Annotated in this window: 24 protein-coding genes; 13 read left to right on the forward strand and 11 right to left on the reverse strand. The window is 63.1% G+C overall.

Translation table 11 applies throughout. The annotated features are described in order from the left end of the window. Positions 1-1,071, reverse strand: a 1,071-nt coding sequence (locus ABM562_RS24200) for a PLP-dependent cysteine synthase family protein (protein WP_460423594.1), incomplete at its 3' end; no start/stop codon positions are given. 223 nt (positions 1,072-1,294) lie between these two features. Between ABM562_RS24200 and nhaA the strand changes: the two genes are divergently transcribed. Then, positions 1,295-2,476 (forward strand): Na+/H+ antiporter NhaA, encoded by a 1,182-nt coding sequence (gene nhaA, locus ABM562_RS24205; RefSeq protein WP_115085658.1) that lies wholly within the window; start codon positions 1,295-1,297, stop codon positions 2,474-2,476. A gap of 66 nt (positions 2,477-2,542) precedes the next feature. Here nhaA and ABM562_RS24210 read toward each other — a convergent pair whose 3' ends face one another. Further along, positions 2,543-3,007, reverse strand: coding sequence for an outer membrane lipoprotein (locus tag ABM562_RS24210; protein ID WP_010221079.1), 465 nt, complete (start codon positions 3,005-3,007; stop codon positions 2,543-2,545). Positions 3,008-3,154: 147 nt separating this feature from the next. Between ABM562_RS24210 and ABM562_RS24215 the strand changes: the two genes are divergently transcribed. Beyond that, positions 3,155-3,391, forward strand: a complete 237-nt coding sequence (locus ABM562_RS24215; protein ID WP_038999159.1) for a hypothetical protein — start codon at positions 3,155-3,157, stop codon at positions 3,389-3,391. On the opposite strand, the gene pdxH is transcribed toward ABM562_RS24215, so the two are convergent. The 5 genes from pdxH to dinG form a co-directional block, all read right to left on the reverse strand. Continuing rightward, positions 3,388-4,035, reverse strand: coding sequence for a pyridoxamine 5'-phosphate oxidase (gene pdxH, locus ABM562_RS24220; protein ID WP_115085657.1), 648 nt, complete (start codon positions 4,033-4,035; stop codon positions 3,388-3,390). The genes ABM562_RS24215 and pdxH overlap by 4 nt on opposite strands. A gap of 18 nt (positions 4,036-4,053) precedes the next feature. Beyond that, positions 4,054-5,034, reverse strand: coding sequence for an OmpA family protein (locus tag ABM562_RS24225; RefSeq protein ID WP_115085656.1), 981 nt, complete (start codon positions 5,032-5,034; stop codon positions 4,054-4,056). Between the two features lie 99 nt (positions 5,035-5,133). Then, complete coding sequence (locus ABM562_RS24230; protein ID WP_258578276.1) at positions 5,134-6,279, reverse strand: serine hydrolase domain-containing protein; 1,146 nt, start codon at positions 6,277-6,279, stop codon at positions 5,134-5,136. A gap of 108 nt (positions 6,280-6,387) precedes the next feature. Then, a complete protein-coding gene (locus ABM562_RS24235) occupies positions 6,388-8,646 on the reverse strand; it encodes a beta-galactosidase (protein WP_460423598.1) in 2,259 nt (752 codons plus the stop codon). 79 nt (positions 8,647-8,725) lie between these two features. Further along, positions 8,726-10,870 (reverse strand): ATP-dependent DNA helicase DinG, encoded by a 2,145-nt coding sequence (gene dinG, locus ABM562_RS24240; protein ID WP_115085653.1) that lies wholly within the window; start codon positions 10,868-10,870, stop codon positions 8,726-8,728. A gap of 97 nt (positions 10,871-10,967) precedes the next feature. Between dinG and ABM562_RS24245 the strand changes: the two genes are divergently transcribed. Beyond that, positions 10,968-11,426, forward strand: coding sequence for a CopD family protein (locus ABM562_RS24245; protein ID WP_115085652.1), 459 nt, complete (start codon positions 10,968-10,970; stop codon positions 11,424-11,426). A 70-nt stretch (positions 11,427-11,496) separates the two neighbouring features. Here ABM562_RS24245 and ABM562_RS24250 read toward each other — a convergent pair whose 3' ends face one another. The 4 genes from ABM562_RS24250 to ABM562_RS24265 all read right to left on the reverse strand — a co-directional run bounded on the left by ABM562_RS24250 (position 11,497) and on the right by ABM562_RS24265 (position 14,123). Continuing rightward, entirely contained in the window at positions 11,497-12,255 is a 759-nt protein-coding gene (locus ABM562_RS24250) for a collagen-like protein (RefSeq protein ID WP_115085651.1), read from the reverse strand. After that, the gene (locus tag ABM562_RS24255) at positions 12,248-12,523 is read right to left on the reverse strand and encodes a DUF1145 domain-containing protein (protein WP_038999146.1); all 276 of its coding nucleotides are present in this window, start codon (positions 12,521-12,523) and stop codon (positions 12,248-12,250) included. Before ABM562_RS24255 ends, ABM562_RS24250 begins: the two co-directional genes overlap by 8 nt. Positions 12,524-12,620: 97 nt before the next feature. Continuing rightward, positions 12,621-13,340 (reverse strand): OmpA family protein, encoded by a 720-nt coding sequence (locus tag ABM562_RS24260; RefSeq protein ID WP_460423601.1) that lies wholly within the window; start codon positions 13,338-13,340, stop codon positions 12,621-12,623. 90 nt (positions 13,341-13,430) lie between these two features. Further along, positions 13,431-14,123: an OmpA family protein gene (locus tag ABM562_RS24265; RefSeq protein ID WP_460423603.1), complete on the reverse strand. Its 693-nt coding sequence runs from the start codon at positions 14,121-14,123 to the stop codon at positions 13,431-13,433. 160 nt (positions 14,124-14,283) lie between these two features. On the opposite strand from ABM562_RS24265, the gene ABM562_RS24270 reads away from it, so the two are divergent. From ABM562_RS24270 to ABM562_RS24315, 10 genes are all read left to right on the forward strand, one after another. Next, positions 14,284-14,778: a DUF6231 family protein gene (locus tag ABM562_RS24270; protein ID WP_134061547.1), complete on the forward strand. Its 495-nt coding sequence runs from the start codon at positions 14,284-14,286 to the stop codon at positions 14,776-14,778. Positions 14,779-14,782: 4 nt separating this feature from the next. Then, positions 14,783-15,259, forward strand: a complete 477-nt coding sequence (locus ABM562_RS24275; RefSeq protein WP_115085647.1) for a YchJ family protein — start codon at positions 14,783-14,785, stop codon at positions 15,257-15,259. A gap of 5 nt (positions 15,260-15,264) precedes the next feature. Further along, on the forward strand, positions 15,265-15,735 hold the full coding sequence (locus tag ABM562_RS24280; protein ID WP_134061546.1) for an LEA/WHy family protein: 471 nt from the start codon (positions 15,265-15,267) through the stop codon (positions 15,733-15,735). 6 nt (positions 15,736-15,741) lie between these two features. Beyond that, positions 15,742-15,942 (forward strand): SEC-C metal-binding domain-containing protein, encoded by a 201-nt coding sequence (locus tag ABM562_RS24285; RefSeq protein ID WP_010221064.1) that lies wholly within the window; start codon positions 15,742-15,744, stop codon positions 15,940-15,942. 179 nt (positions 15,943-16,121) lie between these two features. After that, entirely contained in the window at positions 16,122-18,563 is a 2,442-nt protein-coding gene (locus tag ABM562_RS24290; RefSeq protein ID WP_460423606.1) for a penicillin acylase family protein, read from the forward strand. A gap of 194 nt (positions 18,564-18,757) precedes the next feature. Next, on the forward strand, positions 18,758-20,797 hold the full coding sequence (locus ABM562_RS24295) for a c-type cytochrome (RefSeq protein WP_115085644.1): 2,040 nt from the start codon (positions 18,758-18,760) through the stop codon (positions 20,795-20,797). Between the two features lie 165 nt (positions 20,798-20,962). Continuing rightward, complete coding sequence (locus tag ABM562_RS24300) at positions 20,963-21,745, forward strand: transporter substrate-binding domain-containing protein (RefSeq protein WP_115085643.1); 783 nt, start codon at positions 20,963-20,965, stop codon at positions 21,743-21,745. A gap of 63 nt (positions 21,746-21,808) precedes the next feature. Then, a complete protein-coding gene (locus ABM562_RS24305; RefSeq protein ID WP_115085642.1) occupies positions 21,809-22,537 on the forward strand; it encodes an ABC transporter permease in 729 nt (242 codons plus the stop codon). Continuing rightward, a complete protein-coding gene (locus ABM562_RS24310) occupies positions 22,534-23,244 on the forward strand; it encodes an ABC transporter permease (RefSeq protein WP_115085641.1) in 711 nt (236 codons plus the stop codon). Before ABM562_RS24305 ends, ABM562_RS24310 begins: the two co-directional genes overlap by 4 nt. 7 nt (positions 23,245-23,251) lie before the next feature. After that, positions 23,252-24,367 carry a succinylglutamate desuccinylase/aspartoacylase family protein gene (locus tag ABM562_RS24315; protein WP_115085640.1) on the forward strand — a complete coding sequence of 372 codons (1,116 nt, stop codon included), beginning with the start codon at positions 23,252-23,254 and terminating at the stop codon, positions 24,365-24,367. Positions 24,368-24,384 lie beyond the last annotated feature (17 nt).

The following is a 24,384-nucleotide window of genomic DNA, read 5'->3' on the forward strand; positions in this document are numbered from 1 at the left end:
CGCCGGCAACGCCTCACCGCGCTCGACACAAGCAGCCACCGCCGCAATCATCCCCTCCAGCTGATACCCCTGCCCGCTCAACCAGTCCTGGTCATAGTACGTGGTCGCATAGCGATCGCCGCCATCACACAGTATTGCCACGATCGACCCGGCCTCCCCCGCCGCGCGCATTTGCTGCGCCGCCGCCAGGGCGCCAATCAGGTTGGTGCCGCTGGAACCGCCAACACGCCGTCCCAGGCGCTGGGCCAGGTAATGCATGGCCGCCAGGGACAGGGCGTCCGGCACCTTGACCATGGCATCGATCACCTGCGGCAGGAACGAAGCCTCCACTCGTGGCCGGCCGATGCCTTCAATGCGCGAACCGCAGTCCAGGCGCAGGGAACGGTCACCCGTCTTGTAGCAGTCGAAAAACACCGAGCGCTCGGCATCGGCGCACAGCACCCGAGTGACGTGCTGGCGATAGCGCACATAGCGGCCTAACGTAGCGGTGGTACCGCCCGTGCCCGGGCTGGAAATCAGCCAGCTCGGCTCCGGGAACTGCTCGAAGCGCATCTGGGCAAAGATCGACTCGGCGATGTTGTTGTTTGCCCGCCAATCGGTAGCGCGCTCGGCATAGGTGAACTGGTCCATGAAGTGCCCGCCACTTTCCCGGGCCAGGCGCTCGGATTCGGCGTAGATCTGCGTCGGATCCTGCACCAGGTGGCTCTGGCCGCCATAGAAGGCAATCTGGGCAATCTTTTCCTGCGAGGTACTGGCCGGTACCACGGCAATGAAGGGCAAACCGAGCAAACGCGCGAAGTAGGCTTCGGAAATCGCCGTCGAGCCGCTGGATGCTTCGATCACCGGCGCGCCCGGGCGCAACCAGCCATTACACAGGGCATAGAGAAACAACGACCGCGCCAGCCGGTGCTTGAGACTGCCGGTGGGGTGGCTCGACTCATCCTTGAAATACAGCTCGACCTCGGGAAAGCCTGGCAGCGGCAGCGGGATCAGGTGAGTGTCGGCGCTACGCTGGAAGTCCGCTTCGATAATACGGATGGCTTCACGAGCCCACTGGCGGTGATCGTTCATGGTCGATTCTCGGGCAAAAAGGTCGAAGTTCTGCAGAACATGTTAGGAAAATTCTGATAATTCCTACAGATACAGCCACGGTGAATTATCGACTACAACTGCTAGGCTGCAGGGCGTGAGTTGGTTACAGCTTATAACAAAAAAGAATATAGTTTTTGTTTTAAAGAATATCACCACAGGGTAGGGTGTGCCCCTATCAGAACCTTCAGGATGGAGAGCGCCCTTGCCCCTGCGTAGCACTTTCACACGTTTCTTTCAGTTGGAAGCTGCCAGCGGTCTATTACTGATTGCTGCAGCTGCCCTGGCCCTGATCATCAACAACTCGCCGCTGTCGTACCTGTACAACGGCCTGCTGGATGTTCCCGTGGTCGCCCAGATTGGCGCGCTGAAAATCGCCAAACCCTTGCTTTTGTGGATCAACGACGGGCTGATGGCCCTGTTCTTCCTGCTGATCGGCCTTGAGGTCAAGCGCGAAGTGGTCGACGGGCACTTGTCCAAGCCCTCGCAAATCGTCCTGCCCGGTGCTGCCGCCATCGGCGGCATGGTGGTGCCGGCGCTGATCTACTGGTTCCTCAACAAGGACAACCCGGCCGCCGTTGCGGGTTGGGCCATCCCCATGGCCACCGACATCGCCTTCGCCCTCGGCGTGCTGGCCCTGCTGGGCAAACGCGTACCGGTTTCGCTCAAGCTGTTTTTGATGACCCTGGCGATCATCGACGACCTGGGTGCGATCATCGTCATTGCCCTGTTCTACTCCGGCACGCTGTCGAGTCTCTCGCTTGGCCTGGCGGCAGCCTGCCTGCTGGTGCTGATCGCGATGAACCGCATGGGCGTGGTCAAGCTTGGTCCGTACATGGTGGTTGGCCTGATTCTCTGGGTCTGCGTGCTCAAGAGTGGCGTGCACGCCACGCTGGCCGGGGTCACCCTGGCACTGTGCATCCCGCTGCGGACGAAAAACGCCGAGCCCTCGCCGCTGCTGAGCCTGGAGCATGCCCTGCACCCCTGGGTCGCGTATGGCATCCTGCCGTTGTTCGCCTTTGCCAACGCCGGTGTGTCGCTGTCCGGCGTCAGCCTCGAAAGCTTCACCCATCACGTGCCGATGGGCATCGCCGTGGGCCTGCTGCTGGGTAAAACCCTCGGGGTGTTCGGCTTCGCCTGGGTGATGATCAAGGCCGGCATGGCCGCCTTGCCCGCGGGTGCCAACTGGGGCCAGGTGCTGGGGGTGGCAATTCTCTGTGGCATCGGCTTTACCATGAGCCTGTTCGTCGGCTCCCTGGCCTTCGTACCGGGCAGCAGCGAGTACGCCGGCATGGACCGCATGGGTATTCTTACCGGCTCCATCCTCGCCGCGCTGATTGGCTATGGCATCACCGCGCTGTCGAGTCGCAAGCCCGTCACGGCCTGAGCCTCAAGGCAATAAAAAACCCCGACCGGCATTGCCGAGTCGGGGTTTTTAATGGGGGGGCAAAACTCAGTGAGTGACGCGGCTGGTGCCGTCGACCGTCATGATCCGCACACGCTCGCCTACGCGGAAAATCTCGTTCTGCTGCACTGCCTGCACGTAGGCACGCATGCTGCCGTCGTCTTCACGCACGGTGATTTCCACGCCCTGGGTGCGGGTCAGGCCTTCTTCAGCCGCGGAGCCTGCCAGGCCACCGGCCACGGCACCGATCACGGCGGCAACGATACTGCCGCGACCACCACCCACCGCGCTACCGGCGACGCCACCGACGATTGCACCAGCGCCACCGCCGATCGGGGTTTTGGTACCTTCGATTTTCACCGGACGCAGCGACTCGATGGTGCCCATGCGCACGGTCTGCACACGACGCGCTTCATCACGGGAGTACGAATCGCCGGTCAGGCTCGAGGCACAACCACCAAGCAGCAGCGACATTGTGGTGAAGCTTGCCACCAGCAGAACAGATTTACGCATTGGATGATCTCCGTAAGACAGATGCTCATTAGACTCCGCGCATTGACGACTGTCACGACACATGCGGGGTAAAATTGCTTCCATTCAGCTTCCGTACAGCCTGTGCTATCGGGGCAGCCTGTAGAAACTTCTAGCGCAAGGATAGACATGGATTACTTCATCGTCGTCATCACCACCGTGGCAGGCCTGTACTTCCACTGGTGGATCTACGTTCGCATCAAGCGCTGGATGGACCGTGACCTGGCCTTGTCGCTGGCCGGCCAGGACGAAGGCAAGAAGGCCTTCATGCTACAACGTCTGGACAGCGCCAAGGCGCAAAAGGTCAAACGCAGTGAACTGGCGGCCTGGCTGGAACGCGAGGCCGCCGGTTACCAGGCCGATTAAGGCGCGAGGCGCTCACGCAGCCAGTTGCCCTGCTGCAAGCGGTAGTTGAGACGATCGTGCAGGCGGCTGGCGCGGCCCTGCCAGAACTCGATGCGCTCGGGCAGCAGGCGATAGCCGCCCCAGTGCTCCGGGCAGTGTGGCTGACTTTCGCTGAAGCGCTGCTGGGTGGACTTGACCAGCCCTTCGAGCTCCGCGCGATCGGCGATCACCTGGCTTTGTGGCGAAGCCCAGGCCCCCAGGCGGCTGCCCAGCGGGCGCACCTGGTAATACTCGTCCGATTCCTGCGAGGTGACCTTGACCACCTTGCCTTCGATACGTACCTGGCGTTCCAGTGCCGGCCAGAAGAAGGTCATGGCCGCGAAGGGGTTGGCCAGCAATTGCTGGCCTTTGGCGCTTTCGTAGTTGGTGAAGAAGGTGAAGCCCTGCTCGTCCAAGCCCTTGAGCAGGACGATGCGGCAATGCGGACGGCCGTCGGCGTCCACCGTGGCCAGGGTCATGGCATTGGCTTCCACCGGTGGCTGCTCGGTTTTCAGGGCATCATTGAACCATTGACGAAACAACCCGAACGGTTGCTCCGGGGCCTGGGCTTCAGTCAGGCCGTCACGGGTATAATCGCGGCGCATATCGGCCAGGGACTGGGTCATTACTGCGTTCCTTGACGATCAGTTGGTCTTCGCAGGGCTGGTGTTGGCAGCAACTTTTTTCGCCGCCGGTGCCGCAGCCTTTTTCGCTGCGGGCTTGGCCGCAGGCTTCTTGGCAGCAGCCTTGGCCGGTGCGGCCTTCTTGGCTGCAGTGGCCTTTTTCGCCGGGGCCTTGGCCGCAGGCTTGGCAGCCGGTTTCGCTGCGGCCTTGGCCGGAGCCTTGGCATCCTGCACGGCAACCAGTTCGGCCGGGCTCGGGGTTGGCTGCTTGTATTTGGCCAGCAAGGCGACCATGGTGTTTTGCGGCGTCAGCACCAGTTCGACGCGGCGGTTCAGCGAACGGCCTTCAAGGCTGTCGTTGGCTGCACGCGGCATTTCCGAGCCCATGCCGCGCAGCATCAGGCGATCGCGCTCCAGGCCGCTGAGGCGGAAGATGGCGGCTACCGACTGGGCGCGCTCCTGGCTGAGCTTGGTGTTGGCTGCGGCGACACCACTGGTGTCGGCATGGCCAAGCACCAGTACCGCGGTCTGCTTGTCGGTCTCGACGGCCTTGGCCACACGGGTGATCGGGCCGAGGGTGACCGGCAGAAGCATGGCCGGACGATCCGGGTTGTAGGAGCTGTCGACCGGTACGGTAACTACCAGCACGTCTTCACGGCGCTCGACTTCGAACTTGCTGTCCTTGATGGCTTCGCGCAGCTTCGGCTCATAGCTGTCCAGCCAGGCCTGGGTGGCTTTGTGGTCGATTTTCGGCACGGCAGCGACCTTGCCCTTGTCACCCTCGCCAAACGGCCACCACCAGCGGCTGGCGCTTTCCGACTTGGCGTCGGCCTTGGCGACTTTTTCGGTTACCACTTCCTTAACTTCCTTGTCGACGACCTGGTCCGAGCCAAACGGCCACCAGTTGAAGCCGGCATCAGCGGCCCCGTCCTTCTGAGGATGCTGCGCGCAGCCGGTGACGGCCAGGCACAGGGCGAGAGCTAAGGATTTATGCGAAGACATCAGCGATACACCATGAAAATGAAAGAAATTTGGCCCAGCAATGCAGGGCTTTGGAATTCAGAATAGTCAAAGGGTTCAGGCAGCATCGGGGTTAACCGATCAAAGGCAGCGGGCCAATACCCGTACCAGCTTCTGCGCCCGGGGGTCCATGAGCACATAAGGGCCCAGGGTATTGGTAACAAAGCCAAAGGAAACATCATGTTCCGGATCGGCAAAACCTACCGAGCCGCCCGCCCCCGGGTGACCGAAGGCGCGCGCGCCCAGACCAAAGGTAGCGTTGGCAACGCTTGGCTGGTCGAGCATGCAGCCCAGACCAAAACGAGTCTGGGTCAGCAAGGTCTGATCCTGACCGAGGCTGTGTTCCCGGGTCAGCTCATCCAGCAGTTCCGACTCCAGCAGGCTGCCATCGAGCAAGCCGGCATAGAAACCGGCGAGGCTGCGGGCGTTGCCGTGGCCATTGGCCGCCGGTTGCTGCATGCGCCGCCACTCCGGTTTATTGACACTGGTGAGCATCCCTGGCGGGTTGGTGAAGGCGCGGGTCGACAAGGCCTGTGGCTCGCGCAGGGTCACCTGCAGCAGGCGCTTAGCCGCCTCGTCACCCATGTTGCCTTTGCCGCGGGCGATATGCGCGACGCGGTGGAACTCTGCTTCGGCCAGGCCTATATGAAAGTCCAGGCCCAGCGGCCTGGCCGTGCGTGCAACGATCGACTCGCCAGGTTCACGGCCATCGGCACGGCGGATCAACTCGCCGATCAGCCAGCCAAAGGTGATGGCGGCGTAACCGTGGGCGGTACCCGGCGTCCACCAGGGCGATTCGCCAGCCAGCGCCTGGACCATGGTTTGCCAGTCGTAGAGGGCTTCGGCCGGCATCATCTCGCGCAAGGCCGGGACACCGGCGCGATGGCTGAGCAACTGGCGCAGGGTAACCGACTGTTTGTCGGCCTGGGCGAATTCCGGCCAGTAGCGCGCCACCGGCACATCCAGGGCCAACTTGCCCTCGCCCACCAGTTGCAGGGCGGTCACGGCGGTGAACATCTTGGTGCAGGAAAACAGGTTGGCAATGGTGTCGCTGTGCCAGGCCTCGGCCCCGTCTTTATCGGCGCTGCCGGCCCAGAGGTCGATGACGGTTTCGCCGCCGACCTGGATGCACAATGCCGCGCCACGCTCCTGAGGATCGTCGAACAGCGCCGCAAAGGCTTCACGCACCGCTTCGAACTTTAGCTCGTAATGACCCTGAATCTGCACCCAGCAACTCCCCGCGAAACCGGCTTCTCAAAATGGCGTGCATTGTTTCAGCCTGCGCACGATTTGGGAACAGACAGAAGCCGGGCGGTCCATGCCAGGCGGCAGGGGTCAGGGGGTCGTGGGCGCTTTTTCTGTGACACTAAGCGTTTTGCCGAACTGTTCCTGAGTCTGCAGGTTGCTCTTGCGCACACCGTCGACAAAGCCCTGGAATGGCACATCGGTAATACCGACCAGGCCGAAGTGGCCGTTCTCGCCATCGAGCAGACGCCCGCTGGCCGGCTGATCGAGGTACTGGAACCAGTGCACGCCGACAATCGACGGCTCATCCAGCGCCGCCTTGACGAAGCTGGCATAGGCCGGCGCCCTGCCCTCTTCCTTGGCCACTTCCATCGGCCCCGGCCAGAACGGGCCACGGTCACGGGAGCCGAACTGGAACTCGGAGACCAGCACCGGTTTGTCCAGCGCCTTGAGCTGGTTGAAGTCGTAACCGTCCTGAGGCTTGGGCGTGTAGAAGTTGAAGCTGATGACGTCGCAGTACTCGGCACAGGCGGCGACTGCTTCCGGAGTACTCACGGCATAACGGCCACCCAGCAGCAGGTGGTTGGGCGCATGCCATTTCAGTGAGTCGGCAATGGTCTTGAAATAGGTTTCGGCGAAGACCTTCTGGAAGTACTTGAAGTCGGCTTCGATCTCTGGGTGTTCCGGGCTTGGCAGCGGCGGCTCGAAACCCGGGTCTTCCATCAGCTCCCAGGCTGGCAGGTCGATGCCCCAGGCCTTGGACAGGCCAGCCTGGTTGCGGTACTTGTCGCGCAATTGCTTGAGGAAGGCACGCTTGGCCGGCACGTCGGTGGTCAGGCGCAAGGTGCCGTAAGCCAGGGCGTAGCGCGCTTTGGGGTCATCACCGGGGGCAGCCCAGGCCAGTTCGTTGTCGGCAAAGTAACCGATCAGCCAGGGATCGTCGCGGTGGTCGCGGGCGGCAATCGCCACCGCACGCTCGGTGGCCATGGCAAAGCGCGGGTCGAACGGGTCGGGCATGCCGCCCCACCAGTCCATGCCGGTACTGATGCTGGTGTAATCGCCGACGATCGACAGCGGCAAGGTATAGGGCATGCGGCTGGCCTGGCCCAGCGACGGCTCGCTCCAGTTGCCCAGGGTATTGAAGCCCCAGGCCTGCAGGCGGTCGAGGCTATGACCCTGCCAGCGTTGCTTGTCGAAGCTGGCTGCCGGGCACTCGACCGCCGGAGCCTTTTCGCTGGCCGCGATCGGCGTGCACGGCGTGCCATGGCTGCGCTCGATATTGGCGGCATAAAAGTCGAACCAGCGCCCCTGGTTGAAGTTGCGGCCACGGGCCGAGCCATTGCCGTCGTTGTTGTTGCCTTCACCGTAGAACTGCGCCAGCGCTTCGCCGGCTTGAGGTAGCGCACTGAACATGGTTTCGCGCCCGGCCACATAGGTGCGGCCACCGTCGGCGGCCACGGTGTTGACGCCCAGGGAATAGAACGGGTGCCCTTCCGGGGTCACCAGGTACCAGCGGCCATCGCGTTTTTCAGTGCGAAAGAAGCCCTTGGCCTCGAACGCCGGGCCATCGCTGATGCCGCCGAACTTGTCCAGCTTGAGCTTGCTGCGCTCGCCCAGCCAGCCCTTGAGCTGCTGCTGTTCACGGCTGGCAGCGGCCTTGAGCTGATCGTCGCTGACGATCTTTTCCGGCCAGCGGCCGCGGGTGGACTGGCCATAGCCGTCGATCAAACCGGTGTACACGGCCTTCTGCAGTTGGTCGTCATCCTGGGTGCCGACGCGCTCGATGAGGATACTCTGGGCGACGTTGGGTTTGTTCATCGACAAGGTCACCGACACCACCTGCTTGAGATCAACCTCGCCGGCACTGCTGGTCAGCAGCACCCGCTGGCCTTCATGCACCCACGGCATCGGCGGCCCGGCACGCATGCCCTGGCTTAACGGCGAACTGGCCTTGAGCGGCACGTAAACGGTTTGCGCCGGGCCCGCCGGCAGGTCGATGCGGCTGGTGAGGGTCTTGCCGTCGCTGCTTTGCACCGTCACATCGACGGTCAGCGCCCAGTCCATGGCGCTTTGCAGGCGCAGGGTCAGGGCCGTGGCGCTGGACCAGTCCCAGGCCCCGGCTTGCGGGCTCAGGCGTAGTTTTGGCTGCTGCACCGGGTTGAACACCACCCGGCGCAGCACCTCGCCCTCGGCCGTCTGCTCTGCGTTGTACTGCGGCAGGCTGGCATCTTCGGTCACCACATTGACCACGGCGGCCGGGCGAACGAAGCTGAACAGCGTCTGTTGCCCGGCCAGCAGCGGCGTGCTGAACAACAGTGCGAATACGGCAGGCAAGGTACGGCGAATCATAGGGCTGGAGCTCTCCTTGAGGGCCCATGGGGCCTTGAACTGAGTGATAGACAACGCCCGGAGCATTGCGCTCCGGGTTTCAGGAAATTTCTCTGCGAAACGGTGGCAACGCATTGAGAATAGCCTTGCCGTAGCGCTGGGTGACCACGCGCCGATCAAGCAGGGTGATGGTGCCGCGATCCTCTTCGGTGCGCAGCAGGCGCCCGCAGGCCTGGATCAGCCGCAGCGAGGCATCCGGCACGGCAATCTCCATGAACGGATTGCCGCCTCGGGCCTCGATCCATTCGGCCAGGGCGGCCTCGACCGGATCATCCGGCACGGCGAATGGGATCTTGGCAATTACCACGTGCTCGCAATAGGCACCCGGCAGGTCGACGCCTTCGGCGAAACTGGCCAGGCCGAACAGCACGCTGGAATCACCGCCATCGACCCGCGCCTTGTGCTTGTTGAGGGTTTCCTGCTTGGACAGGTTGCCCTGGATGAACACCTGCTTGCGCCAGTCGCGATCCAGGCCGTCGAACACGTCCTGCATCTGCTTGCGCGAGGAAAACAGCACCAGCGAACCGCGCGAACCTTCCACCAGCTCCGGCAGATCGCGGATGATCGCCGCCGTGTGGGCGGCGGCATCACGCGGGTCTGCGCGCAGGTCCGGCACTCGCAACACACCGGCATCGACGTGATGGAACGGGCTCGGCACGACGCTGGTGACCGCAGTTTTTGGCAGCCCGGCACGCATGCGGAAGCGATCGAACTTGCCCAGCGCAGTCAGGGTGGCCGAAGTCACCAGGGCGCCGTGGGCGACGTTCCACAGGTTGCGCCGGAGCATTTCGGCGGCGAGGATCGGGCTGGCATTGACCTCGATATCGAACAAGGCGCCGCTTTCGGCCAGGGTCAGCCAGCGGGCCATGGGCGGGCTGTCTTCCGGGTCTTCGGCAGTGAAAGCGGTCCACAGCTCCCAGTTGCCCTGGGCGCGCATCAACAGGCTGCCGAACAGCGGGTACCATTCTTCGGCCTGATGGCTGGCAATACCGATGTTGACCTCGCCATCCATGCCTTCCTTGAGCAGCTCGGTCAGACGGGTGAACAAGTCGTTCAGTCGCGAGAAGCCCTTCTTCAGCTCGATGCCCATCTCGCGCATGTGCTCGGGCACCACGCCGCCTTCGAAGCGATGGCGGGGCCGCTCGCGGCCTTCCGTGTCTTCGCCTGGGCGGAAATCGGCGACCTGTTCACAGGCGCTGAACATGAACTGCTGCTGGGCCTTGATCTCCCGAGCCAGTTCCGGCACCTGCTCGATCAGCTTGCCCAGGTCACCCGGCAGCGGGTGCTGGGCGAGTAGTTTGGTCAGGTTCTTGGCGGTCTGCTCGAGCCAGTCGGCGGTCGAGCGCAGCCGGGTGTAATGGGCGAAGTGGCCGATGGCCTTGTCGGGCAGGTGGTGGCCTTCGTCGAACACATAAATGGTGTCGCGCGGGTCCGGCAGCACGGCGCCGCCACCCAGGGCCAGGTCGGCCAGGACCATGTCATGGTTGGTAACGATCACGTCGACCTTGCCCATGCCTTCACGGGCCTTGTAGAAGGTGCATTGGCCGAAGTTCGGACAATGGCGCCCGGTGCACTGGCTGTGGTCGGTGGTCAGGCGCGCCCAGTCCTGGTCTTCCAGGGCCTGGGGCCAGCTGTCCCGGTCGCCATCCCAGCGGTTGCCGGCAAGTTTCTCGATCATGCTGGTGAACAGCTTCTGGCTGGCCTCATCGACCTCGATCCTGAAGCCTTCTTCTTCGAACAGCTGAGCGGTAGCCGATTGTGCCTGGCCTTCCTGCAACAGCACGTCGAGTTTCGACAGGCACAGGTAGCGGCCCCGACCCTTGGCCAGGGCGAAGCTGAAGTTCAGGCCACTGTTGCGCATCAGGTCGGGCAGGTCCTTGAAGACGATCTGCTCCTGCAGGGCAACCGTGGCGGTGGCGATCACCAGGCGCTTGCCGGCCGCCTTGGCCGCCGGGATCGAGGCCAGGCTGTAGGCAACCGTCTTACCGGTACCGGTACCGGCCTCGACTGCGACCACGGCCGGCTCACCGACGCGCCGACCTTCGTCGTCGCAGTCGATATCGCCAAGCACCTTGGCCACTTCGGCAATCATCAGGCGCTGGCCATAGCGGGGCTTGAGGCTCTTGGCTTCGAGAAAACGCGAATAGGCGCCCTGAATCGTGGTTTTGAGTTCGTTGCTGATCATGGTTTCGGGGCGCCCGAAGGGCTGGATAAATTTTCAGTGTTTCGATTGGGTCGCTATCATACCCCGCTATTGCCCTTTGCGCCGAATGGAGATCCCGATGCCCGTCTTTGCCCTGTCTTATAGCCTGCATGTTCTGGCCGCCCTGGTGTGGGTAGGCGGGATGTTCTTCGCCTGGCTGGTCCTGCGCCCGGCGGCGGTTGCAGCCCTGGACGGTCCCGCTCGTCTGCGCCTTTGGGTGGAAGTGTTTCAGCGTTTTTTCGTGTGGGTGTGGATGGCAATTGCGCTGTTGGCGATCAGCGGTATGCTCATGATCAACACGCGTTTTGCCAGCTTCGAAACGACACCGCGCCATGTCCAGGTGATGATCGGCGGCGGCATCGCGATGTTCGCCCTGTTCTTTCGTATCCAGTCGTTGCTGTACCCGGAGTTGCGCAAGGCGGTGCAGGCCGAAGACTGGCCTGCGGGCGCGGCGGCAATGGCGAAGATTCGGCGGATGGTCGGGATCAACCTGATGCTGGGGATTGCGGTGGTGCTGTCGGGTGGGGTGTTGTGGTGAATTGAAGGCCGGGGGGCTGCTACGCAGCCCATCGCCGGCAAGGCCGGCTCCCACAGGGTCGGCGTATTTTTTACAGGCGCTGCAAAATCAACTCCCCTGCCGCCCCGACCGAGCCCGGCTGACCCGCTGCCCCAGGCTTACCGGCAGCGCCGCCCGCAGTGCTGTAAACCAGACAACCCTTGCTCGCGCCACCAGCACCTGGCTTGCCCGCTGCCCCTGCGACGCCTGGCGCACCACCCTCTAGCTGCACCACTATGTGCTCGGCGGGGAAACCTGCCGGTAGCGCCAGCCGTACCCGGCCACCAGGCGCGCCATCATGGCCATTGCCACCGTTGTCGCCATTAGCCCCGCGGCTGGCCTGGCCCCAGGTACAGCCACCGGGCTTGCCGTTGGCGCCATCGAGGCCGACGTACCCCGGAGCACCGGCTCCACCACGGGCATCAATTGCCAAAGTCGACGCCTGCAGCTCATGCAACTGCAACTCCAGGTTGCGTCCGGCCTTTGCCGCCTTTTCATACGTACCCGGCGCACCATGGGCGACAATCTGGCTGCCCTCGCCCAAACTGGCCCGGCTCACTTCGATCTGCAGGGTGGTCTCTGCCGGCACGATGGCAATCCGCGCCTCTTGGCCCAGGTGCAACTCATCGACCTTGAGATCGACCAGGCTGGCGGGCAACAACAGGGTGGCGGAATCAGCAACGTCCAGGCGCTGCAAGTGCACGACGCTGGACTTGTTTGGCAAGCGCAGCACCGAGTGGGCGGCCACGCTGATGGCATCGGCCAGGGCCAGGGGGCTGAACAACGCGGCCAGAATGATCAATTTACGCATGAGCAGCTTCCTTGCGGGGTGCCGGAATTGAAAGAACATGAAAAATACCGACCAGCAGGATCTGCAAGCGATCGAACCAACGGTGGCTGCGCTCGCGCAAGCAACCATTGAACATCAACACTTCCAGCAGGTGCAGGCCAAGCAGGGCAGCACCGGCGGCATTGATCAGCAGGTGGAAGGGGTGCTCCAGCGGGATCAGCAGATTCACCAGTACCACCCACCAGAACACTACGGTAAGGGCCTTGGCCAACCCCAGTAAGCCTTGCATAGGCGCCCCCTGTTGTTATTTTTCACAGGCGATGCCAGGTACGCTGGCATCGCCTGCAACAGTAACGGCTGACACAGCCCTTGTGCCAGCGCTTCGATCAATTAAGGTGCAGCTCCACCCTGCGGTTCTGCGCGCGGCCGGCATCGGTCGAGTTGTCGGCGATCGGCTGGCTTTCGCCACGGCCCTGGCTGGTGACTTTCGACGGCGCCAGGCCCTGACTGATCAGATACTCGGCAACGCTACTCGCACGCCGCTCGGAGAGTGCCTGGTTGTAGGCATCGGAACCCTGACTGTCGGTATGGCCGATGACCTTGACGCTGACGACGTTGGCGCCATTGAGCTTGCCGGTCAGCGCCTGCAGCTGTTGATGGGCCGCGCTGGTCAGTTCCGCTGAGTCGTAGGCGAACATCACGGCGCCCTGATCGTTGAGGGTGATCACTTCTGAAGTAGCCGCAGGTTCCGTCGTTTTCTGACTGGTCGGGTACTGCGGCAGCGGGCAACCGGTGTGGCTGACCGCAGTGTTGGCCGGTGTATCGGGGCAACGGTCGCGACGGTCGAACACGCCGTCTTCATCTTTGTCACCGTCCTGGGCATAACAGATCAGGCCGCCGGCAATTGCACCGGCGGCACCGGCGCCGGCTGCCCAGGCGGAGCTTTCGATAGCGCCCAGGCCACCACCGACCAAGCCGCCCAGCAGACTGCAGATAGGCCAGGTCCTTTGATTGAGTGGGGCGCTGCCATCGCTGTGGGTCGCGCAACCGGAGAGCAGGCTTGCGGCCATAAGGACCGGCAGCGCAGCCTTGGAGAGAACACTCATGAGAATTGCTCCTGTGTCACCGGCCTCTACCGGTCACACAGGAGTAAAGACCGGCCTGCGGTACTTCTCAAGCCGCAGGCCGCTGGCGCTTCAGCGCTCGATGCGAATTTCCGTACGACGGTTCTGCGCCCGGCCATCGGCAGTGGCATTGTCGGCCACCGGCTGGGTTTCACCCGCGCCCTGTACCGAGACAAAGCTGGCGCGTGGCACACCGCTCTCGATCAGGTACTCGGTGACCGAATGGGCGCGGCGTTCCGAGAGTTTCTGGTTGTAGGCATCGGAGCCTTTGCTGTCGGTATGGCCGGTGACGCTCAAGCGCGCGCTCGCCGCTTCGTTTTTCAGGCGCGTGGCAATGGTATTGAGGCGTTCCTTGTCGGCCGCGGTCAGCTTGGCCGAATCGAATTCGAAGTGAACATCACGGATGACAATGACCTCTTCCTTGACCACGGCCACTTCTTCAACCACGGCTACAGGCTCTGGTGGACAGCCGTTGGCATCGACCTGCACGCCACGCGGTGTGCCCGGGCACTTGTCGCGGCTGTCTGGCACGCCATCGCCATCTTCGTCGCCATCACCATGGGCCCAGCAGTAGCCCGCCGCCAGGCCACCGCCCAGCAACGCGCCCCAGCCTGCCCAGCTGGAACTTTCGATGGCGCCCAAGGCTGCGCCGCCTACGCCCCCGACGGCAGCACACTTCGGCCAGTCGGTTTTTTGCAAACCTGCACAACCAGTCAACACGCTGGTTAGCAGAACCAGAGGTAATGCTGTGCGTACTATGCTCATTTTGATGCATCTCCTAGGGGGAATCGGTGCAAAACCGATGCTCTGGGAGTAAAGACCGCCTCATTGATATCCGCCAGCAATAGGCCATGATGCGACGGCGCAGCACTATGCCAAGTGACGCCAGACCGTTAATCTTGACGCATCTGACCGAGGATTCCCGATGATGGACGGCTTTTCCCAACGCACTCCGCAACAGGCCCTCGCCGCCCTGCTCGATCGCCACGTACCGCAACGCCTGCTATTGATAGGTGAGCGATTTCCGGCCCTGGAGGCTTTCGCCCTGGCCCATCCCGAGGTGCACATCGACGTCGCCAGCCCCGGCCCGCTACCTGTGGAGCTGGCAGCGCAACGCTTCGACCTGGCGCTGCTGGTCGATTGCCTGGAGCACCTGCCCAAACGCGATGGCCTGCAGTTGCTCGGCGGCATCCGCAACCTCAATACCAGCCGCGTGGCGGTGCTGGCCGACTTGAGCGCCTGCGGCTGGCAGGAGACCGACTTCTTTGCCCTGGCGTTGCAGGCCAGCGAAAAATTCAAGCGGGATGCGCAGGTTCTGAACCTGTTCACCTATGATCTACGTGAATACAAACAGGTCCCGGACTGGCTCAACGCCAAGTTCTGGGCCAACCCGGAAAATTTTGGCAAGTACTGGTGGTGAAGCAATGAGTATCTCGGTTTGTCCCTGCGGTAGCGGCGATCTGCTTGATACCTGTTGCGGGCATTATCACGCAGGGCTTCCCGCCCCCGACGCACAGACCCTGATGCGTTCACGCTACAGCGCCTACGTGCTGGGGCTGGTCGACTACCTGGTGACCACCACCCTGCCGGTGCAGCAGGCAGGGCTCGATCGCGAGGCGATCAAGGCCTGGAGCCAGCAAAGCACCTGGCTGGGCCTTGAGGTGGAAAGCGCCGAGGTGTTCGGTGGCAAGCCTGAACATGCGTTCGTGACCTTCACCGCCCGCTGGCACGACAACGACGGCGAGCATTGCCACCGCGAACGCTCGGCTTTCGTGCAGAACCAGGGCTGCTGGTACTTCATCGACCCCACGGTTGGCCTCAAGGCCACGCGCAACGATCCCTGCCCGTGCAACAGCGGGCAGAAATTCAAGAAGTGCTGCTCCAGTTACCTGGGTAGCTGAGCCTGATGGCCCGCCTGTTGCTGATCGGCGTTTTGCTACTGCAACTGGCGGGTTGCGCCAGCTGGCTGGACGCTGACTATCAGGACCCGCAGGTCCATCTGCTCAAGGTCGAACCGCTGAAGATGCGCCTGCTGCAACAGGAGTTCGTGCTCCATGTGCAGGTCGACAACCCCAATGACAGCCGTCTGTTCATCCGTTACCTGGGCTACAAGGTGCTGATCAACGACCTGCCGCTGACCGAAGGCGAAGCCAGCCTGTGGCGCAGCGTCGGCCCTCACGCGCGGCGCACCTTCAAGATTGCGGTGCGCACCAACCTCTGGCAGCAGGTCAAACCCCTGGCAAAACTGCTCAAGGGCGCCGAGGGTCCATTGCGCTATCGCCTGGAAGGTGAGCTCAGCAGCGGATTATTCTTCGCTCGCGACCTGCACTTGTCGCGCAGTGGTGAGATAATTCCCGGCGATCTTATTCCGGAGTAACCCAAGATGACCCAGCAACCCCATGTCCATGGCCCTGACTGCAACCACGATCATGATCACCACGACCATGACCATGGCCATGTACACGGCCCGCACTGCAACCACGGCCACCAGGAGCCGGTGCGCAACGCCCTGAAGGACGTCGGCCGCAACGATCCGTGCCCATGCGGCAGCAGCAAGAAGTTCAAGAAGTGCCACGGGGCCTGATCGCGGCCCCATAGCAGTGGTCGCCGCTTGTGTCCTGCGCAGGCGCGACCGCTAGCCCCACCCTTTCAGGCTTGACGTCACGTCAGCTACTGAAAATAAAGGCTGCGCCCCGCTTGCATGGCGTGATCGCGCTCACTAACGTAGCGCCTTTTACCGCCACGCCCTGCAGGAGCCTGAACATGGCCGCGCCAGCCCTTCCCCCTTTTACCCCCCGGTTCGGCGTAGCCGCTGCGTTGCTCGGGCTGCTCAGCCTGGGTGGCTGCCAGATGGCCGGCCAGCGTGACAGCGTGCTGCCCAGTACCGGCGTGCAGCCGCTCAAGGGCCTGGCGCAGAATGTTTCGGTACGCCGCAACGCCATGGGCATGCCGCTGATCGAATCGAGCAACTTCCACGACGCACTGTTCGCCCTGGGTTACGTCCACGCCGGTGACCGTATCGGCCAGATGGTCGGCATGCGCCTGCTGGCTCAAGGTCGCCTGGCGGAAATGGCCGGCGCCGATGTGCTGGAAGTCGACCGCCTGATGCGCGCGGCCAACCTCAAGGCCAGCGCCAACCAGCTGTACGCCGATGCCTCGCCACGCCTCAAGCGTTTCTTCGAGGTGTATGCCCGCGGGGTCAACGCTTATATGTTCCGCTACCGCGACAAGCTGCCGGCGCCACTGGCGCAGAGTGGCTACCGCCCGGAATACTGGAAGCCCGAGGACTCGGCGCTGATCTTCTGCCTGTACAACTTCAGCCAGTCGGTCAACCTGCAGGAAGAACTCGCCGCCCTGGGCCTGGCGCAAAAAGTCGGCACCGACAAGCTGGCCTGGCTGTTGCCAAGCTACCCTGACGAGCCCCTGGCCCTGGCCGAAACCGACAAGCTCAAAGGCCTGAACCTGAACACCCAGCTGGCGGGCCTGGCGCCACTGACGGCGGTCAGCGAACAATTGGCCGCGCTCAACCTGCTCGGCACGGCCGGCTCCAGCAACTGGGCGATTGCCCCGCAGCGCAGCCGCAGCGGCAAGAGCCTGATGGCCAGCGACAACCTCGGCGCCTGGGCCATGAGCCCGGTGCAGATCCGTTCGCCCAAGTACCAGGCCGCGGGCGTGTCGATTGCCGGCCTGCCGCTGGTGCTCTCCGGCTACAACGGCAAGCTGGCCTGGAGCGCCAGTGCGGTGATGGCCGACAACCAGGACCTGTTCCTGGAAAAACTGCGCAAGGAAGGCAGCCGCCTGATGTACCAGGCCGACGGCAAATGGCTGCCGGCCCAGGCACGCAACGAGACCTTCTTCATCAAGGACCAGCGCCCGCTGCGTGAAACCCTGTACGACACCCGCCACGGCACCCTGCTCGGCCAACCGCAGAATGCCAGCCTGGGCCTGGCCCTGCGCATGCCTGAGCTCAAGGGCGACCAGAGCCTGGATGCGTTCTTCAACCTGTCGCGGGCGCAGAATGTCGAGCGCGCCTTCGACAACACCCGCGAGATTGGCGCTGCGGCGCTGAACTTCGTGTTTGCCGACGCCAGCAATATCGGCTGGCAAGTCAGCGGACGCTTCCCCAACCGCCGCGAAGGCCAGGGCCTGCTGCCGTCGCCGGGCTGGGACGGTCGCTACGACTGGGACGGCTACGCCGACCCGATGCTCCACCCCTACGACCAGGACCCGCCCCAGGGCTGGATCGGCAATGCCAACCAGCGCAGCGTGCCCAAGGGCTATGGTATGCAGCTGTCCAACAGCTGGTACTACCCCGAGCGCGCCGAGCGCCTGGCGCAACTGGCCGGCAACGGCAAGCACGACAGCCGCAGCCTGATGCTGATGCAAAACGACCAGACCACGCTGTTTGCCGACAAGCTGAAAAAGATGTTCCAAGCCCCCGGCATGGCCCAACCGCTGGAACAGGCGATCGACGCCCTGCCTGCCGAGCAACGGACCAAGGCCCGCGAGGCCTACACCCGCTTGATGGCCTTCGATGGTCGGCTGAGTACCACTTCGGCAGATGCCGCCCTGTACCAACTGTTCCTGCAGGAAAGCGCCAAGCTGACCTTCCTCGACGAGCTCGGCCCTGAATCCAGCCCGAGCTGGCAGGCCTTCGTCGGCAACGCCCGGCTGTCGTACTCGGCCCAGGCCGACCACTTGCTCGGTCGCGAAGACAGCCCGTTCTGGGACGATCAGAAAACCGCGCAAAAAGAAGACAAGCCGGCCATTCTCGCCCGCAGCCTGGCAGCAGCAATCACTGCCGGCGAAGCGCAACTGGGCAATAATCAGCGCACCTGGCAATGGGGCAAGCTGCACCAGTACCGCTGGCCGGCGCCGACTTTCCATGGACTGGGTGACGCGGTCAGTCGCGGCCCGCTGGCCACGGGCGGCGACCACAGCACCTTGAACCTTGCGCCCTATGCCTGGGGCAAGGACTTCAACGCGCAATTGGCACCGTCACTGCGCATGGTGGTGGACTTCGGCCAGATTGAACCGCTGCAACTGCAAAGCAGCAGCGGCCAGTCCGGCAACCCGGCCAGCCCGCACTTTGCCGATGCTCTGGATGCCTGGTTCAAGGGCCGCTACATGAGCCTGCCGCTGCAACCACAAAACTTCGACCGCGCCTACGGCAACAAGCGCCTGACCCTGGTGCCGGGCAGGTAAAACCGCGCAATCCGCATGCGCAGCCGGTGCAATGCCGGCTGCGCTGATCCATATCAACAGCCCCCGCCGGCAAATCCCTTACAACGAAACTGAGGCAAGTTTCGTTACCCGCCTCTGCCTGATGAACCATAAAAACGATTGCAGCCCTGCGCCCAGGGGACCACCCCAGGCCAGGTGACTAAAGGAATAATGCAATGGCATCTGCCTTCTCCCGTCTGGCCCTGGTGGCCACGACCGTGTTCTCGTTCTCCGTCCTCGCCAGCGAGCCGTCCCCGGCAGCGGCGGCCGACAGCGAACTGCTTGCCCGAGGCAAATACATCGCCCAGCTCGGCGACTGCATTGCCTGCCACACCGCCCCGCAAGCACCGGAAATGGCCGGTGGCCTGCAACTGAAAACGCCGATGGGTACCATCTACTCCAGCAACATCACCCCCGACCCGGACACCGGCATCGGCCGCTACAGCTTCGAGCAGTTCGACAAGGCCATGCGCGAAGGCGTGACTCCGGACGGCACCAACCTCTACCCGGCAATGCCCTACCCGTCCTACGCGAAAATGAGCGAAGCGGACATGCGCGCCCTGTACGCCTATCTGATGCAGGGCGTGACGCCGATCAGCCAGTCCAACCAGGAAGCGGACATGAGCTGGCCGTTCAACATGCGCTGGGGCCTGTCGCTGTGGAACTTCGCCTTCGTCGACAGCGAGCCCTTCGAGCCCGATCCCGCCAAGGACGAAGTGCTCAATCGGGGTGCCTACCTGGTGCAGGGCCTGGGCCATTGTGGTGCCTGCCATACCCCGCGCGGCATCGCCTTCCAGGAAAAGGCCATGAGCGACGCCGGCCGCAGCGGCAAGCACTTCCTCGCCGGTGAAACCGTGGAGCATTGGCAGGCCCTGAGCCTGCGCAACCTGTGGACGGTGCAAGACACCGTGCAATTGCTCAAGACCGGGCAGAACCGCTTTGCCACGGTGTCGGGCAACATGGCCGACGTCATTCATCACAGTACCCAGCACTTCAGCGACGGCGACCTGGTGGCCATCGCCAGCTACCTGAAATCGCTGCCGCCGGGCAAGGATGACCTGCCGATGCCGGATATTCCGCTGGCCGCAGCCGTCGCCCCGGATGACCTGTTCAGCAGCCGCGGCGGCCTGGGCTACACCCAGTTCTGCAGCGATTGCCACCGCCCGGACGGGCGTGGGGTCCCGGGCCTGTTCCCGCCGTTGGCCGGCAACCCGAGCATCGCCTCGGCCAACCCGACCTCCTTGCTGCACATCACCCTCACCGGCTGGGAGACCGCGCAAACCGCCACCCATTCGCGGATCTACACCATGCCGGGCTTCGCCCGCCTGGCCGATGAAGAAATCGCCGAAATCCTGAGTTTCGTGCGTAGCCGCTGGGGCAACGACAGCTCGCCGATCACCGCCAAACAGGTGAAAACCCTGCGTGGCCAGCTCAACCCGCAGACCACCGACTCAACGGCGTTTGAAACCCCGCGCCTGGCCAACCTGCTCGCCGCAGCCAACGCCGACCAGGTGATCCGTGGCATGCGCCTGCACTTGCAGACCCGCGAGTTGCTGCCGGACAACGTTGGCAACGCGCTGAACTGCACCAGTTGCCACCTCAACGCCGGTACCGTGGCCGACGGCTCGCCGTTTGTCGGCGTTTCGGCGTTCTTCCCCAGCTACGCACCCCGGGCGGGCAAGGAAGTCACCCTTGAAGAGCGCATCAATGGCTGCTTCCGTCGTTCGATGAACGGCAAGCCGCTGCCGCCGCAATCAGCGGACATGCAGGCGATGGTGGCCTATTTCGACTGGATGAAAATGAACACCCAGCCGGGCGACAAAGTGGCCGGGCGCGGGGTCGGCAAGATCGATACCGCGATCAAGCCGGACCTGGACAACGGCAAGCAGGTGTATGCCGAACAATGTGCAGTGTGCCATGGCAGCAATGGCGAGGGCCTGGCCCGTGAAGACGGCAGCCTGGTGTACCCGCCGCTGTGGGGCGATCAGTCGTTCAACATCGGCGCCGGCATGGCCCGCACCTATACCGCCGCAGCGTTCGTCAAACGCAACATGCCGATCGGCTTCCACGAGAAGTTCCCGCTGGGCCAGGGTGGCTTGAGTGATCAGGAAGCGGTGGATGTCGCAGCCTGGTTCTCGCAGCAGCCACGGCCGGACTTCCCGGACAAGGTCAAGGATTGGCCTAACGGTGGCAAGCCGGTGGATGCGCGCTACTGAGGCTATTCAGGGCCGCGCTGCGGTCCATCGCTGACAAGGCCAGCTCCCACAGAATGTGGGCGCTGGCCTGGAATATGGTGTGAAACTTGCTATCACTGTGTTGTCTGGCATCGACCGGTAACGGCTTTGTGCCACCCCAACACTTTGCGAATCCAAGGACACACAATGAAAAAAGCATGGCTGACGCTTTCCGCACTCGCGTTGTGTCTGGCTGCGGGGAATACCCTGGCCAAGGAATACAAGGAGCTGCGCTTTGGCGTCGATCCGTCTTATGCACCGTTCGAATCGAAAGCCGCCGACGGTACCCTGGTGGGCTTCGATATCGACCTGGGCAATGCCATCTGTGCTGAGCTCAAGGTCAAGTGCAAGTGGGTGGAAAGCGACTTCGACGGCATGATTCCGGGGCTCAAGGCCAATAAGTTCGATGGCGTGATCTCGTCGATGACCGTTACCCCGGCGCGCGAGAAAGTCATCGACTTCTCCAATGAACTGTTCTCCGGCCCCACCGCCCTGGTATTCAAGAAAGGCTCGGGCCTGACTGCCGACCCGGCCTCGCTCAAAGGCAAGACCGTCGGCTATGAGCAAGGCACCATCCAGGAAGCCTATGCCAAGGCAGTGCTGGATAAAGCCGGAGTCAAGACCCAGGCCTACCAGAACCAGGACCAGGTCTACGCCGACCTGACCTCCGGACGCCTGGATGCCTCGATCCAGGACATGCTCCAGGCTGAACTGGGCTTCCTCAAATCGCCAAAAGGCGTCGACTACGAAGTCAGCCAGCCGGTCGAAAGCGAATTGCTGCCGTCCAAGACCGCCATCGGTATCAAAAAAGGTAACACTGAGCTCAAGGCGCTCCTGGATAAAGGTATCAAAGCGTTACACGACGATGGCACCTACGCCACGATCCAGAAAAAACACTTCGGTGACCTGAACCTCTACAGCGGCAAATAACCATTGGGGGAACCGGTAACGCCGGTTCCCCCATGATCGTGTCTACTGGCATAGGTTCGTTTCATGTTCGAAGACCTGCTGCAGTTCCTGGGGCTCTCGGCATTCAGCTTGAAGGGCTTTGGCCCCTTGCTGCTGCAGGGCACCTGGATGACCATCAAATTATCCATCATGTCGCTGCTGGTCAGCGTTGGCCTGGGCCTGCTCGGCGCCAGCGCCAAGCTCTCGCCGGTGCGCCCGCTGCGCCTGATCGCCCAGGCCTACACCACGCTGATTCGCGGGGTGCCGGACCTGGTACTGATGCTGCTGATTTTCTACAGCCTGCAAACCTGGCTGACGACCCTGACCGATACCATGGAATGGGAATACATCGAAATCGACCCGTTTGCCGCCGGGGTCATCACCCTCGGTTTCATCTACGGCGCCTATTTCACCGAAACCTTCCGCGGCGCCATCCTCGCCGTGCCCCGTGGCCAGGTCGAAGCAGCAACCGCCTACGGCCTCAAGCGCCTGCAACGCTTTCGCTTCGTGGTCTTCCCGCAAATGATGCGCTTCGCCCTGCCGGGCATCGGCAACAACTGGATGGTGATGCTCAAGGCCACCGCCCTGGTGTCGATCATCGGCCTGGCCGACCTGGTCAAGGCCGCCCAGGATGCCGGCAAAAGCAGCTACCAGCTGTTCTACTTCCTGGTGGTCGCGGCCTTCATCTACCTGTTGATCACCAGTGCCTCGAACGTGGGCCTGCGCTGGCTGGAACGGCGCTATAACGTCGGCACCCGGGAGGCCATCCGATGATCGAACTCCTGCAGGAATACTGGCGCGACTTCCTCTACACCGACGGCACCCACATCACCGGCCTGGCCATGACCATGTGGCTGCTGACCGCGTCGCTGGCCATCGGCTTCGTGGTCTCGATCCCGCTGTCGATTGCGAGGGTTTCGCCGCGCTTCTGGATTCGCTGGCCGGTGCAGTTCTACACCTACCTGTTCCGCGGCACGCCGTTGTATATCCAGTTGCTGATCTGCTACACCGGGATCTACAGCCTGGAAGCGGTACGCGCCCAGCCAATGCTCGACAGCTTTTTTCGCGATGCGATGAATTGCACCATCCTCGCCTTCGCCCTCAACACCTGCGCCTACACCACGGAGATTTTCGCCGGGGCGATCCGCAGCATGAACCACGGTGAAGTCGAGGCCGCCAAGGCCTACGGCCTGCGCGGCTGGAAACTTTATGCTTATATCATCATGCCGTCGGCGCTGCGCCGTTCGCTGCCGTACTACAGCAACGAGGTGATCCTGATGCTGCATTCCACCACGGTGGCCTTCACCGCCACCGTGCCGGACATCCTCAAGGTCGCCCGCGACGCCAACTCGGCCACGTTTCTGACATTCCAGTCGTTTGGCATTGCCGCCGTGATCTACCTGTGCGTGACTTTTGCCCTGGTAGGGCTGTTCCGCCTCGCCGAACGTCGCTGGCTGGCTTTTCTAGGACCGACTCACTAGGACTGATATGCATCACTCGACTCACGACATTCTGGCACCGGTGCCCGGCATTGCCCGCCAGATCCACAGCTTCCACTTCGGCCCGCGTGACGCCGGCAAAATCTACATCCAGGCTTCGCTGCATGCCGACGAACTGCCCGGCATGCTGGTGGCCTGGCACCTCAAGCAACGCCTGGGTGAACTGGAGGCCCAGGGCCGGTTGCGCCGCGAGATCGTGCTGGTGCCGATCGCCAATCCGGTGGGCCTGGAACAGGTGCTGATGGATGTGCCGCTGGGCCGTTACGAACTGCAAAGCGGCGAGAACTTCAACCGCCACTTCGTCGACCTGAGCGACCAGATCGGCGACCAGATCGCCGATCACCTGAACCAGGACCCGCAGCACAACATCGCCCTGATCCGCGAAAGCCTGCGCCGCGCCCTGGATGCCCATGCCGCCCACACCCCCCTGCAATCCCAGCGTCTGACCCTGCAGCGCCTGGCCTGCGATGCCGAGATGGTGCTCGACCTGCACTGCGACTTCGAAGCCGTAGCGCACCTGTACACCACCCCGGAAGCCTGGCCACAGGTCGAGCCGCTGTCACGCTACCTCGGCGCCCAGGCCAGCCTGCTGGCCACCGATTCGGGTGGCCAGTCCTTCGATGAATGCTTCACCCTGGTCTGGTGGCAATTGCAGCAGCGCTTCGGCAAGCAGTTCCCGATCCCCCAGGGCAGCTTCTCGGTGACCGTCGAGTTGCGTGGCCAGGGCGATGTCAGCCATCCGCTGGCCGAACAGGACTGTGCGGCAATCCTCGACTACCTGACCCGTTACGGCGCCATCGACGGCGAACCGGCCGCCCTGCCCGCCCTGAGCTACCCGGCAACGCCGTTGGCCGGTGTGGAGCCGGTGGCAACTGCGCTGGGCGGCTTGCTGGTATTCCACGTCAAACCGGGCCAGTACCTGCAGGCCAATGAACTGATCGCCGAAGTCATCGACCCGTTGACCGACCGGGTAACCCCGGTGCGCAACACCCAGCCCGGCCTGCTCTATGCCCGCTCGCTGCGGCGCATGGCCACCGCCGGCATGGTCATCGCTCACGTGGCCGGCAACCAGGCCTACCGCAGCGGCTACCTGTTGTCGCCTTGAATCTCACCTTTAGAGCC

The organism is Pseudomonas sp. ZL2 (assembly GCF_054788455.1).

Coding starts and splice junctions, on each gene's coding strand:
- ABM562_RS24210 (WP_010221079.1), bottom strand. CDS start 3,007: ATGCGTAAATCTGTTCTGCTGGTGGCAAGCTTCACCACAATGTCGCTG.
- ABM562_RS24215 (WP_038999159.1), top strand. CDS start 3,155: ATGGATTACTTCATCGTCGTCATCACCACCGTGGCAGGCCTGTACTTC.
- pdxH (WP_115085657.1), bottom strand. CDS start 4,035: ATGACCCAGTCCCTGGCCGATATGCGCCGCGATTATACCCGTGACGGC.
- ABM562_RS24225 (WP_115085656.1), bottom strand. CDS start 5,034: ATGTCTTCGCATAAATCCTTAGCTCTCGCCCTGTGCCTGGCCGTCACC.
- ABM562_RS24235 (WP_460423598.1), bottom strand. CDS start 8,646: ATGATTCGCCGTACCTTGCCTGCCGTATTCGCACTGTTGTTCAGCACG.
- dinG (WP_115085653.1), bottom strand. CDS start 10,870: ATGATCAGCAACGAACTCAAAACCACGATTCAGGGCGCCTATTCGCGT.
- ABM562_RS24245 (WP_115085652.1), top strand. CDS start 10,968: ATGCCCGTCTTTGCCCTGTCTTATAGCCTGCATGTTCTGGCCGCCCTG.
- ABM562_RS24250 (WP_115085651.1), bottom strand. CDS start 12,255: ATGCGTAAATTGATCATTCTGGCCGCGTTGTTCAGCCCCCTGGCCCTG.
- ABM562_RS24255 (WP_038999146.1), bottom strand. CDS start 12,523: ATGCAAGGCTTACTGGGGTTGGCCAAGGCCCTTACCGTAGTGTTCTGG.
- ABM562_RS24260 (WP_460423601.1), bottom strand. CDS start 13,340: ATGAGTGTTCTCTCCAAGGCTGCGCTGCCGGTCCTTATGGCCGCAAGC.
- ABM562_RS24265 (WP_460423603.1), bottom strand. CDS start 14,123: ATGAGCATAGTACGCACAGCATTACCTCTGGTTCTGCTAACCAGCGTG.
- ABM562_RS24270 (WP_134061547.1), top strand. CDS start 14,284: ATGATGGACGGCTTTTCCCAACGCACTCCGCAACAGGCCCTCGCCGCC.
- ABM562_RS24275 (WP_115085647.1), top strand. CDS start 14,783: ATGAGTATCTCGGTTTGTCCCTGCGGTAGCGGCGATCTGCTTGATACC.
- ABM562_RS24280 (WP_134061546.1), top strand. CDS start 15,265: ATGGCCCGCCTGTTGCTGATCGGCGTTTTGCTACTGCAACTGGCGGGT.
- ABM562_RS24285 (WP_010221064.1), top strand. CDS start 15,742: ATGACCCAGCAACCCCATGTCCATGGCCCTGACTGCAACCACGATCAT.
- ABM562_RS24290 (WP_460423606.1), top strand. CDS start 16,122: ATGGCCGCGCCAGCCCTTCCCCCTTTTACCCCCCGGTTCGGCGTAGCC.
- ABM562_RS24295 (WP_115085644.1), top strand. CDS start 18,758: ATGGCATCTGCCTTCTCCCGTCTGGCCCTGGTGGCCACGACCGTGTTC.
- ABM562_RS24300 (WP_115085643.1), top strand. CDS start 20,963: ATGAAAAAAGCATGGCTGACGCTTTCCGCACTCGCGTTGTGTCTGGCT.
- ABM562_RS24305 (WP_115085642.1), top strand. CDS start 21,809: ATGTTCGAAGACCTGCTGCAGTTCCTGGGGCTCTCGGCATTCAGCTTG.
- ABM562_RS24310 (WP_115085641.1), top strand. CDS start 22,534: ATGATCGAACTCCTGCAGGAATACTGGCGCGACTTCCTCTACACCGAC.
- ABM562_RS24315 (WP_115085640.1), top strand. CDS start 23,252: ATGCATCACTCGACTCACGACATTCTGGCACCGGTGCCCGGCATTGCC.